Source organism: Paenibacillus barengoltzii NBRC 101215 (genome assembly GCF_004000745.1).
In the GTDB taxonomy this organism is placed as follows: Bacteria; Bacillota; Bacilli; order Paenibacillales; family Paenibacillaceae; genus Fontibacillus; species Fontibacillus barengoltzii.
In genome coordinates this window covers 24,178-35,699 of sequence record NZ_BILV01000017.1, presented here as the reverse complement: position 1 = coordinate 35,699, position 11,522 = coordinate 24,178, and the positions used below count along the sequence as shown (strand labels likewise).

General features: G+C 52.3%; 13 protein-coding genes. 12 read left to right on the top strand and 1 reads right to left on the bottom strand.

The features are described 5' to 3' along the window. Window positions 1–51: 51 nt before the first annotated feature. The 10 genes from PBA01S_RS07535 to PBA01S_RS07490 all read left to right on the top strand — a co-directional run bounded on the left by PBA01S_RS07535 (window position 52) and on the right by PBA01S_RS07490 (window position 7,448). Window positions 52–579 carry a YqeG family HAD IIIA-type phosphatase gene (locus PBA01S_RS07535; RefSeq protein ID WP_028537433.1) on the top strand — a complete coding sequence of 176 codons (528 nt, stop codon included), beginning with the start codon at window positions 52–54 and terminating at the stop codon, window positions 577–579. Then, on the top strand, window positions 576–1,703 hold the full coding sequence (gene yqeH / locus PBA01S_RS07530; RefSeq protein WP_085278018.1) for a ribosome biogenesis GTPase YqeH: 1,128 nt from the start codon (window positions 576–578) through the stop codon (window positions 1,701–1,703). Before PBA01S_RS07535 ends, yqeH begins: the two co-directional genes overlap by 4 nt. A gap of 275 nt (window positions 1,704–1,978) precedes the next feature. After that, window positions 1,979–2,884, top strand: coding sequence for a shikimate dehydrogenase (gene aroE, locus PBA01S_RS07525; protein WP_085278017.1), 906 nt, complete (start codon window positions 1,979–1,981; stop codon window positions 2,882–2,884). A gap of 45 nt (window positions 2,885–2,929) precedes the next feature. After that, on the top strand, window positions 2,930–3,220 hold the full coding sequence (yhbY, locus tag PBA01S_RS07520; RefSeq protein WP_016311374.1) for a ribosome assembly RNA-binding protein YhbY: 291 nt from the start codon (window positions 2,930–2,932) through the stop codon (window positions 3,218–3,220). A gap of 89 nt (window positions 3,221–3,309) precedes the next feature. Next, window positions 3,310–3,903, top strand: coding sequence for a nicotinate-nucleotide adenylyltransferase (locus tag PBA01S_RS07515; protein ID WP_016311375.1), 594 nt, complete (start codon window positions 3,310–3,312; stop codon window positions 3,901–3,903). Then, window positions 3,887–4,474 (top strand): bis(5'-nucleosyl)-tetraphosphatase (symmetrical) YqeK, encoded by a 588-nt coding sequence (gene yqeK, locus PBA01S_RS07510; protein WP_016311376.1) that lies wholly within the window; start codon window positions 3,887–3,889, stop codon window positions 4,472–4,474. Before PBA01S_RS07515 ends, yqeK begins: the two co-directional genes overlap by 17 nt. Continuing rightward, entirely contained in the window at window positions 4,475–4,822 is a 348-nt protein-coding gene (rsfS, locus tag PBA01S_RS07505; protein WP_016311377.1) for a ribosome silencing factor, read from the top strand. After that, the gene (locus tag PBA01S_RS07500) at window positions 4,819–5,736 is read left to right on the top strand and encodes a CvfB family protein (protein WP_085168815.1); all 918 of its coding nucleotides are present in this window, start codon (window positions 4,819–4,821) and stop codon (window positions 5,734–5,736) included. The genes rsfS and PBA01S_RS07500 overlap by 4 nt, the downstream gene beginning before the upstream one ends. 39 nt (window positions 5,737–5,775) lie before the next feature. After that, a complete protein-coding gene (locus PBA01S_RS07495; protein ID WP_028537437.1) occupies window positions 5,776–6,549 on the top strand; it encodes a class I SAM-dependent DNA methyltransferase in 774 nt (257 codons plus the stop codon). Between the two features lie 248 nt (window positions 6,550–6,797). Beyond that, window positions 6,798–7,448 carry an SGNH/GDSL hydrolase family protein gene (locus tag PBA01S_RS07490; RefSeq protein ID WP_127575707.1) on the top strand — a complete coding sequence of 217 codons (651 nt, stop codon included), beginning with the start codon at window positions 6,798–6,800 and terminating at the stop codon, window positions 7,446–7,448. Window positions 7,449–7,500: 52 nt separating this feature from the next. Here PBA01S_RS07490 and PBA01S_RS07485 read toward each other — a convergent pair whose 3' ends face one another. After that, window positions 7,501–7,830, bottom strand: a complete 330-nt coding sequence (locus PBA01S_RS07485) for a helix-turn-helix domain-containing protein (protein ID WP_028537439.1) — start codon at window positions 7,828–7,830, stop codon at window positions 7,501–7,503. Between the two features lie 315 nt (window positions 7,831–8,145). Between PBA01S_RS07485 and PBA01S_RS07480 the strand changes: the two genes are divergently transcribed. Together PBA01S_RS07480 and rnjA are read left to right on the top strand one after the other, a co-directional pair. Continuing rightward, window positions 8,146–9,510: a helix-turn-helix domain-containing protein gene (locus PBA01S_RS07480; protein WP_028537440.1), complete on the top strand. Its 1,365-nt coding sequence runs from the start codon at window positions 8,146–8,148 to the stop codon at window positions 9,508–9,510. Window positions 9,511–9,733: 223 nt separating this feature from the next. Next, the gene (gene rnjA / locus PBA01S_RS07475) at window positions 9,734–11,443 is read left to right on the top strand and encodes a ribonuclease J1 (RefSeq protein ID WP_016311383.1); all 1,710 of its coding nucleotides are present in this window, start codon (window positions 9,734–9,736) and stop codon (window positions 11,441–11,443) included. Window positions 11,444–11,522 lie beyond the last annotated feature (79 nt).

Genomic DNA, 11,522 nt, shown 5'->3' with positions numbered 1-11,522 from the left:
TCGGGGGAATAATATGGTATAGTTTGTCGTATGAAACCGAGGTGAACGTATTTGTTTGAGAAGTTTATACCGAATATGCGCGTGGACAGCGTATTCGATATCGATCTGGAAGGACTCTATGCCCAAGGCTACCGCGGCATCATCACCGACCTCGACAACACTCTGGTCGGAGCCAAAGCGCCGCTGGCCACTCCCGAACTGATCGAATGGTTTGAGAAAGTGAAGAAATGCGGGTTTAAACTCGTGATTGTGTCAAACAATAATTTGGATCGGGTGTCGGTATTCGCCAACCCCTTAAATATTGAGTTTGTACACGCAGCCAGAAAACCGTCCGGCGCAGCTTTTCACCGAGCGATGGAAATGATGGGGCTTGGTCCGAAGGAGACGATCGTGGTAGGCGACCAAATGATGACCGACGTCTTTGGCGGGAACCGGCAAGGGTTGTTTACCGTGCTCGTACTCCCGATCGCCGTCCAGGATGAAGGGTTCGGTACGAAAATTAATCGCATGTTGGAACGCATCGTGAAGCGGCGGCTGGGCAAGGTTGGATTATGGCTCGAGGAGGACAAGAGGAGATGACGGAATTACGGGGCGCAGAAGGCGCTCTTCGTTGCAGCGGGTGCGGCGCTGTTCTGCAAACGCAGGATTCAAGTAAACCGGGGTACGTCCCGGAGCAAGCTTTATCGAAAGAACCGGTGATTTGCCAACGCTGTTTCCGGATCAAGAACTATAACGAATCTTCATCGGTGACGGTGGAGCAGGACGAGTTCCTGCGGCTGTTGTCGCAGATCGGAAGCAGGGAAGCGCTGGTGATCCATATCGTGGATCTGTTTGATTTTCACGGCAGTGTGATTACCGGCTTGCAGCGGTTTGTGGGGAACAATCCTGTGCTGCTGGCGGTAAACAAAATCGATCTGCTGCCGAAAGTAACGAATTGGAACAAAGTTCGCAACTGGGTGCAGAAGGAAGCCAAGGACTTGGGGCTGAAAGTCGAAGATATCGTGCTGTGCAGCGCGAAGCAGAACAGCGGGTTCGACCGGCTGCTAGATGCAGTGGCGGCACGCCGCGGCGATCGGGACGTCTATGTCGTTGGCGCAACGAATGTAGGCAAATCAACGCTGATCAATCGGTTGATTCGGGACTACAGCGATCTGGATCAGGAGTTGACCGTTTCGCGTTATCCAGGCACGACGCTGGATATGGTGCACATTCCGTTGGATGATGGCCGGGCGATTATCGATACCCCGGGGATTGTGTATCCGTCTCGCTACAGCGAGTTGGTGGCTCCATCTGATTTAGGGGTGATCATGCCGGACAAGCCGTTGAAGCCGGCGGTGTACCAGCTGAATGAGGGACAGACACTCTTTTTTGGCGGCTTTGGCCGGTTTGATTTCATTCAAGGGGAGCGTCAATCGTTCACTTGTTTCGTCAGCGGCCGGGTACCCATTCACCGCACGAAGCTGGCGCGGGCAGACGAGCTGTTCGCAGAGCATGCCGGGGAATTACTGTCACCTCCGAGCAAGGAGCGTATTGAAGCGTTGCCGGAATGGACGCGCCATGAATTCCGGATTCCGAAGGGCAGCCGAAGCGATGTCTTTATTTCCGGCCTAGGCTGGATCAAAATCAATAACGATGTCGGTGCGGTCGTCGCAATGCATGTGCCGAAAGGCGTGAAGGTGCTCGTTCGGCCGTCGTTGATCTAGGGTTGCATGGTAGAGCGGACGCTGGCATTGCGGGAAGGCAGGGCCAGCTTTGTAATAAATGGCGCTATTGCATGGAAAACGTAAGGATGAATCAAAATAGCGGACATTATGGGCGTTATTTTTGAAGCATGGACTGGAGTCGGGCGGATGTGGTGATTTCAGGTGGAATAAGGCCATAATTTACCGCTATTTTTGAGTCATAACGGACTTGAGAGGAAATATGGCCCATTTGGACCGTTATGATTCGAAAAGTTTGGTGAGCAGGAGGAGAACCGATGGGAGATCGAGAGCAGGCGAATCACGAAAAACGGGGAGAGGCACAGGCAAGTGAGTACGAAAGCACGAAACAACCGTTGCTGCTCGGCGTTATCGGCGATCCGATCCAGCATTCCAAATCGCCGGTGATGCATACCACCGCCTTGCAAGCCTGCGGGCTTACAGGGGCTTACCTTCCGTTTCATGTCAAAGGGAATCGGTTAGAGGAAGCCATCCGGGGCATTCGCGCATTGGGGTTCCGAGGCATCAATGTCACGGTTCCGCATAAGGTGGAAGTGATGAACTACTTGGACCACATCGACGAAGGCGCGCGGCTGATCGGGGCGGTAAACACGATCGTCAATGACGGCGGCGTACTTACCGGTTACAATACTGACGGCATCGGGTATATCCGCTCGCTGAAGGAGGAGGCCGCTCCTGAGCTAAAGGGCAAGCGTGTGCTGGTGTTGGGCTGCGGCGGTGCCGCCCGAGGCATTGTGTACGCGCTGCTTCAGGAGGCGCCGGGGAGGGTGACGATCGCCAACCGCACGGCGGCGAAAGCACAGGAACTGGCCGCAGAATGGTCCCAGCTTGGCAACTTAACCGGCTGCAGCATGGAGGAACTGGCTGAGGTGCTGCCGGAAGTGGACCTGATCATTAACACCACCTCCGTTGGCATGCATCCGCACGTGAGCGACTGTCCGTTGGATATGCGACTCATCCCGGAAGGGATCGTGGTCAGCGATCTCATCTACAATCCGCTAAAGACCGAGCTGCTGGTGCAAGCTGAGGCGAAAGGCTGCACGATTCACAGCGGGCTGGGGATGTTCATTTACCAGGGGGCTTACGCATTTGAGCATTGGACTGGCTTGACAGCGCCGGTGGATGCGATGCGGGCAGCGGTCTTGGAGAGCATGAATCAATAACGCAAGTTATCGCATAATTGAATGTTAAGGGGTCTTGAATACGACATGTTAACCGGAAAGCAAAAACGTTATTTGCGCAGTTTAGCGCACGGACTGCAGCCGATTTTTCAAGTGGGCAAAGGCGGCACCAACGAGCATATGATTAAACAAATCTCGGAAGCACTGGAACGCCGGGAACTCATCAAAATCTCCGTGCTCAACAATAACTTGGACGATCCGCAGGAAATCGCGGAGGAGCTGGCGGCAGGCGCCGGAGCTGAGCTGGTGCAGCTGATCGGCCGGACGATCGTTTTATATAAGGAGTCTCGGGAGTATAAGCAAATCGAGCTGCCTTAAGTCTAAGATGAGGCTGAAGCAGATTGTGCACATGAGAAAACTAACCTTTAGAAAAGGCTTCATGTAAAGGTTGTTGGAGGCAACGCATAATGAAGAAAGTCGGAATTATGGGCGGGGCGTTTGACCCGATTCACCTCGGCCATCTATTGGCGGCGGAGGCGGCCAGAGAACAATACCATCTGGAAGAGGTCTGGTTTATGCCCTCCCATATCCCTCCGCATAAACATCAGGCCGGCGTGAGCGGCCAGCAGCGGCTGGAGATGGTCGAGGCGGCGATAGGCAGCAATCCTGCCTTTAAGCCGCTGGATATCGAGCTGCGCCGCGGCGGTGTGTCCTACACGGTAGATACGATCCGGGAGTTGCGCGCATTGCACCCCGATCTGGAGTTTTATTTTATTATCGGGGCCGATATGGTGAATTACCTTCCGAAGTGGGAAGGGATTGAGGATTTGGCCGGGATGATTTCGTTTATCGGGCTGCAGCGCCCCGGAAGCTTCCTGGAGCTGGACGCGCTGCCTCCGTTTATTCAGGAGGCGGTACAGCTCGCGGAGATGCCGCTTGTTGATATTTCTTCAAGCCTGATTCGCAGCCGATTATCTGCCGGACGTTCGGTCAGATATATGGTTCCGGATGCCGTGTATGAATATATGACAAGGAGCGGATTGTATGGGTTACAGCCGTGAAGAACTGATCGCCTCCGTCTCGGCAGGGATGCCCGCCAAGCGCTGGAAGCATGTTGAGGGCGTGATGGAGAGTGCAGTCATCCTGGCGAAGAGGTACGGAGCAGACCCGGTCAAGGCGGATTTAGCCGCGCTGCTGCATGACTTGGCCAAGTTTTGGCCAATCGAGGAGCAGGAAGCGATCATCCGCGACAACGGCCTAAATGCCGAGCTGCTAAACCACGACAAACAGCTGCTGCATGCCGAGGTTGGGGCGTTCATCTCCCGGCGGGATTACGGGATCGAGGATGAAGAGGTGCTGAACGCGATTCGTTATCACACCTCCGGCCGAGTTGGCATGACGCTGCTGGACAAAATCGTCTGTCTGGCCGATTACATCGAACCGGGGCGCGAATTCCCGGGTGTGGAGCGGATTCGCGAGCTGGCGAAAACGAGTTTGGATGATGCGCTGATCGCAGGGTTTGACTCAACGATATCTTTTTTGCTGGAGAAGGGGAAGCCGATCTTTCCTTTGACGGTATTGGCACGTAATGATTTGATCGTAAACCGAAGAAAAACTAAGGAGGCTGAATGAATGGCGATTAGTTCCAATGAATTGATGAACTTGGCAGTGCAAGCTGCAGACGATAAAAAAGCAATGAACATCGTGGCGCTCGATTTGAAAGGGATTTCCTTAATCGCGGACTATTTTGTGATTTGTCACGGGAACTCGGATACGCAGGTGCAGGCGATTGCCACTGAGATTCGCAAAAGAGCGCATGAGGTGGGGGCCCAAATTCGCGGCATTGAAGGCCTGGATTCTGCTCGCTGGGTACTGATGGATCTGGGCGATGTTGTTGTGCACGTGTTCCATCGCGATGAGCGTGAGTATTACAACATTGAACGGCTTTGGTCGGATGCCAAGGTCGTGGAGACGGTATGAGTCTGGTTGCGGGAACCATCGTCTCTTTACCGATCGATCGCGAGGTATCGCCGTATGGGTATTTTCTGAGTGCAGGCGGGCAAGATGTACTGCTCCATTACTCCGAGCTGACCCGCCAGGTGAAGCCGGGGGAAACGGTTGAGGTGTTTCTGTTCTACGATACGGAGGACCGTTTGGCGGCTACGATGAAGAAGCCGTATCTCACGCTGGGCGAGCTGGCGCTGCTTGAGGTGGCTGATGTGCATCCGCGGCTCGGCTGCTTCCTGGAGATGGGGCTGGGCCGTCAGCTGCTGCTGCCGATCCGTGAGCTGCCCGAAATGAAGGAGCTGCATCCACAGGTAGGCGACCACGTGTACGTCATCATGGAGCATGACAAACAAGGTCGGCTCAAAGCGAAGCTGGCCGGTGAGCAGGATTTGGCTCCCCATGCTTTCCATGCGCCATCCTCGTGGAAAAACCAATGGCTTGATGCCATCGTCTACAAACCGCTGCAGATGGGGACGTTTGTCGTCGTCCAAGGCGGCGTGCTGGGATTCGGAGCGATTGGCATGATCCACGCCACGGAACGCAGCCGCTTGCTGCGTCTGGGCGAACGCGTGCAGGTACGGGTGGCCCATATCCGTGAGGACGGGCGTGTGAACCTGTCGATGGCGCCGCGCAAGGAAATCGGCATGGGTCAGGATGCGGAGCGCATTCTCGCCTATCTGGAGAGTCGACCGGGCGGAAGTATGCCGTATTCTGACGCAACGCCCCCAGATCTGATCAAGCAGCGGTTTGCGATCAGCAAGTCTGCGTTCAAGCGGGCGCTTGGCAAGCTGATGAAGGAAGGCAAGGTAGTCCAGAAAGAGAACTGGACGTATTTGGTGCAGTCCCCAGCTGCCGGTGCGAATGATCGCGGGCAGCCGGAAGCTTAAGAAAGCAGCAGCAACTAGATAGAAGGCGGTGACGAGCCCATGGCATCATATCGGAAATTTGCTTACGTGTACGACGAATTGATGGAGGACATGCCTTACCCGGACTGGATCCGGTTCGCCCGTACAGCTTGGGATCGGTACGGTATGCCAAAGACGGTTGTGGATCTCGGCTGCGGGACCGGCAGCATTACGATTCCGCTGGTGAATGCCGGGTTCGAGGTGATCGGCATCGATTTGTCTGCTGACATGCTGGCGGTAGCCCGCCGTAAAATGGAAACCACGCCCCAAGGCGCTCGGTTGTTCCGCGAGGGCAGCGTGCGCTGGGTGCAACAGGATATGACGGAGTGGTCCGTGCCGGAGCCGGTCGACGCCGTCATTTCTTTTTGCGATTGCTTGAACTACTTATTGGAAGAGGAAGACATCATTCGGACCTTCCGCCGTACATACGAAGGGTTGAAGCCGGGAGGGACATTCCTGTTTGATGTGCATCATCCCAACACGTTGATCCGGTATGAGGAGGAGCAGCCGTTTGTTTGGGATGAGCCGAGTGTGTCGTATATCTGGACTTGTGAGCGAGATGCGTATCGGAACGAAATTGAGCATCATTTGACGATTTTCGCCCGGGAAGAGGAGCAGGGGCCGGGACTGTACCGTCGGTTCGAAGAAACGCATATCCAACGGGCGTACGACCCGGCATGGATGAAGAGCGAGCTGCTGCGCTGCGGCTTCCGCGAGGTCCACATCTATGCCGATTTTGAGTGGGTCGAGGCGGTAGAAGATGCGGCTAGGCTCTTTTTTGTGGCGGTGAAGTAGACGGCTCAGCTGCGGCTGCCCATCGTTGTCCTAAGTGCAATACTTGCAAAAGTACAGGAATTATACGCCCTATTCGCGGTTTTGGCATTTTTTGTCTAAAATAACTGCAGTTTTGCAGGGATTTATCAAAAATCGGCTAAAGTTCGAGAAGAAAACTGTATTTTTGCACTAATTTCTTCATGGAGGCCCGTTATCTCTCAAAGCTATAATGAGAAACGGAAATCATCGAAGGGAAGAGGGGGAATCGCATGAAAAAGCAGTTGACCTTGTTGTTCCAGGGGGATTCCATTACAGACGGAAATCGGGATCGCGGTACGGATTTGAACCATATTCTGGGTCACAGTTATGCCTATATTATCGCGGCGAAGCTAGGTCATGAATATGCCCATTTGCAACCGAACTTCATAAACCGGGGCGTGAGTGGGGATCGGGTGTCCGATGTTTACGCAAGATGGAACGAGGATGCGATCAGTCTGAAGCCGGACGTCATTAGCCTGTTGATCGGCGTGAATGATGCCTGGAGGCAAATGAACGGCGAACCTAGCGGGGCGACGGATCGGTTTGAGCGGGTGTATCGTCACTTGCTGGAGGAGACGAAGGAAGTAATGCCGAACACCAAACTGGTGTTATGCGAGCCGTTTATTTTGAATACCGGAGCTACCGCGGAAAAATGGACCGAGTGGAAGCACCTGATAGGCAGGTACCAGGATATCGTGCGCCAATTGGCTGAGGAGTTTGGTGCGGTGCATGTTCCGTTGCAGGACGCGTTTGATGCGGCGACGGAACAAGCTGAGGCTGCTTACTGGATCTGGGACGGCGTCCATCCAACGGCTGCGGGCCACGATCTCATCGCCAAACGATGGTTGGAAGTCGCAGAACGAAGCGGATTGTGGGAATAATCTAAACAAAAAATAAAGGGTTTAAAGCGGATTGATTCCGTTTTAAACCCTTTTATTTTTGACGAAACATTTCCTTCAGCACACGGTACGCGCGCGCTTGCTCCTCGGCTGGCTGCTCCTGCAACAATTGCACGATCTGCCAAATCCAAGTTTGGTCCTGGAGCTCGTCGTACCCTGGATTGCGAAATAGAGCATATACGCTGATCTGCAGGGCATCGGCAATTTTATGCAGCGTTTCGAGCTGCACGTTCTGCTCCCCGCGTTCCAACCGTCCGATATAGGAGCCGTACGTTTCCGTCGACTCGGCCAGCTGTTCCTGGGTCAGCCCTTTGAGCTTGCGATAGTATCTGACGTTTTTTCCGACCTGCTTTGCTACATCCATAGCGGCCACCTCTCGTATTAAGTTTAGTCCAAGCGGAGGGGCGAACTGCAGAGCATCTTAAGTTCAAATTTTTATCAAAAAGAATTTATAAGTTCTTTACTGCATATTATTGACAAATTTCGAGGGGAATATTAGATTGAAGATAGAAATCTGAACCATTCCTTTGTGATGGTTGATTTTATCTCATTTCGAGTGGTGAGGAGTGGTCTTGTTGAACGGATCGGGGTTGCAGATATTTCCATTTTATTCGAATTAGACATAATCCCCTAAAATCATGGATGAATAGTTTTTTTTGCAAATTAGAGGGGGATTCCATTGAAATCGCGTGCCACTATTGTTGCTGCCATAGAAGAATATATGGTGCGACAGAATCTAAATCTCACTCAATTGGCCAAGCAGTTTGAACTAAACCCGGGGACGTTAAGCTCCATATTGAACGGAAACCGTCCGCTGGCGGTAGATCAATTAGAACGGATTACTATGGTGCTGGGATATCCGAGAGGCTATTTCTATAAAACTTACATCAGCGAGTATTTGCATGAAAAGGACCCGGATTGGCGCAGAGTCAAACCATTAATCCATAACTGTGCGGAGTTAGGCCAGCTGGATCGCATTCGGGAAATCGTCGGATTATTGTTGGACAACCCGCTTTACGCTCAGCTTTTATTTGATTTAGCTGAAGAGCTGTACGAGAAGGGCCAATATGAAGCCGCTGGAATCTTATACGAAAATGTGGCGATGACTGAGCGGAAACAGCACTCCGAGCGGTTAGCGCTTTGTCAATACCGCCTCTTCCTGATCGGTCAAGGGACGAATCAGGATCAAAACTACCAGGCGGCGATCCAATTCGAGCCGTATGTCGAGCGTCTGGATGAAGCCAGTCAACTCGATGCGTTAAGGGATCTGGCGAATACCTATCGTGCCCTAAACCGCTGGGATCGGGTGGAGAGCATTGTGCAACGATTGGAGCAAAAGGCCAAAGTGTACTATTTCTCGGAGCATAAGCGTAGAATCTTGCATCGGAAGACGACGCGACCTTTATTTTACTATTTGGCGTATTCCTATTTGCTGCTTGGAAATGTACATAACGTACGTGGGGAATATGACCAAGCATTGTTGGATATCCAACACTACCGAGATCTCAGTTGGGTGCAGGAGAATGATGCAGAGACGTTGCGTTGGAAGAAGTTATTTAGTGAGTGGGCCTATGCCAACACGCTTCTTACCCGGCTTTCTTCCGGGGATATTACGGTACTCGATGAGTATGTCACCTACTGCCACAGCAGAGAAGAAGACAAGATTCTCATGATCTTCAATCTGGTGAGGAACGCCAACCAATATGACTTCTCGATTGATCATATCCTTGAACAGTTTCAAGAAGATTTAGCGGCTTTAGATCATCCGCCCTTGAATACGGGAATGTATAGCCCGCAGCTTATTCTGGATCGGATATCTCAACTTTATCTCGAGTTAGCCGACTATCATCTCTGCCGAGGTAAGTACCCGGAGGGGTTTAGCTGCTTAATCAAAAGTTTGGAACAGTTTAATCAATTAAACAATTCGCATCGCGCCGTGATGGTCCGATATGTAGAGTTATTCGAGCGGTACCGAAGCTTTGCATCGCCCCAAGTTATCGATACATATGAGGATTTAATCAGCAAGCTAAAGAAGAGCATATAAATCATATGGATGAAGTCCAAGACAGAAGAGGCCATGTTTGATCCACGGTCTCTTTTTTGTTATCTAGAATTTTTTATGCAATGTTCTCTATTTTGTTAACGTTTTGCAGTAAATTCATTGGTTAAATGGAGAATTGTAAAAATTAAATAGTTATTGTGCTCATAATTCAGTATAATTCTTATGAACCCATTGAACGAACTCTTCAGAGAGGATTATCGACCTAATGAATGTAGCAGCAACTAAACCAGTTAAGACAAACCGGCGTTCGAAGCCGTCACCTCCACCTGTTCGGATCTTTTCCCTCGGCGGGATCGGGGAAATCGGAAAAAATATGTATGGCATCGAGTTCAGAGACGAAATTATATTAATTGACGCGGGGCTTAAGTTCCCGGATTCCCGTTTGACGGGCATTGATTGCATTATTCCGGACATCAGTTATCTGATTGAGAACAAGCATAAAATGAAAGGGCTTTTCCTGACTCACGGTCATGAGGATCATATCGGAGCGATCCCGTATGTGTTGCGCCAACTGCAGCTGCCGATTTACGGCGGTCCGTTAACAATTGGCTTAGTGAAAGCCAAATTGGAGGAGCATCGGTTGCTTGGGCAAGCAGAGCTGCATGTGTTCCACGAAAATGATCGGTATGCTTTTAAGCATCTGGCCGTGCATTTTTTCCGGACGACGCACAGCATTCCCGATGCCTTTGGCATTGTCGTGGATACTCCTTACGGATCTATCGTTCATACCGGTGATTTCAAATTCGACTTCACCCCGGAGGACCGTCCGGCGGATCTGTTTAAGATGGCCAGCGTCGGGGGAGAAGGCGTGTTGGCATTGCTTGCTGACAGCACCAACAGTGAGAAAGAAGGCTTTACCCCTTCGGAGCGCCGGGTTGGTGACGCTATCCTAGAGTCATTCCGCGGCTGCCGGGGGCGGATCTTGTTCGCCACCTTCGCCTCGAACGTGCATCGGCTTCAACAGGTGGTAGAAGCGGCCACGATCGTCAACCGCAAAATTGCAGTTATCGGCCGCAGTATGGAAAAGGTATTCGCCATCGGTCAGGATTTGGGCTATATCCGCGTTCCGGAAGGGATGCTGATCGATGTGAAGCACATCGACCGTTACCCGGAGGAGCAGATCCTTATTGTCTGCACCGGCAGCCAAGGTGAACCTAACGCGGCGCTCAGCCGAATTGCCTCGGGTGCGCATCGGAATGTCCAGGTTTATCCGGGAGACACGGTAATTTACTCATCCTCGCCGATTCCTGGCAATGCGCAAAATATTAACCGCAGCATCGACCTGCTGCTTCGCGCAGGTGCCAACGTCATTTACGGCTCGATCTTCGATATCCATACGTCCGGGCACGGCTGCCGAGAGGATCTGAAGCTGATGCTCAGCTTTATTCGGCCTAAATATTTCATTCCGATCCACGGCGAGTACCGGATGCTGCTCAGCCATCGCGATTTGGCGCTGCAAACGGGAATTCCTGAGGATCGCATCTTCATCATGAACATCGGGGATACGTTGTCGGTGTACCGGAACCGAGCCAAACGCGGGCGCACGATTCCTTCAGGACAAGTGCTCATCAGTAACGGGGAAATGCGTCCTACCCATGAAGACACCCTGTTGCTCGAACGGATGGAGCTGGCTCAGGAAGGGATTGTCATCGTCGTCATGACAGTCGACCGTAAGACACGGCAAATTTTAGCTGGACCAGACATCGTCTCGCGCGGTTTCGTTTATATGCAAGATGCCAGACCGTTGCTGCGGCGGGCGGAGGCGCTGTTGAAGCGGAACCTGAACCGCCTTGGCGAGAAGGAGCCTTACGATCATAACGCCTGGCTGCGCGCGACGCAGCAGCAACTTCGGCGGTATTTTGCCAAAGAAGTGGGCCGGACGCCGCATATTATGCCTTCCATCTTGGAAGTCTAGCATCGACAGTGGGAGCTTCCCGATCACGGGAGGCTCTTCTCTTTGAATTGACCGCTTGTTCGGAGTTCCGTATAATGTG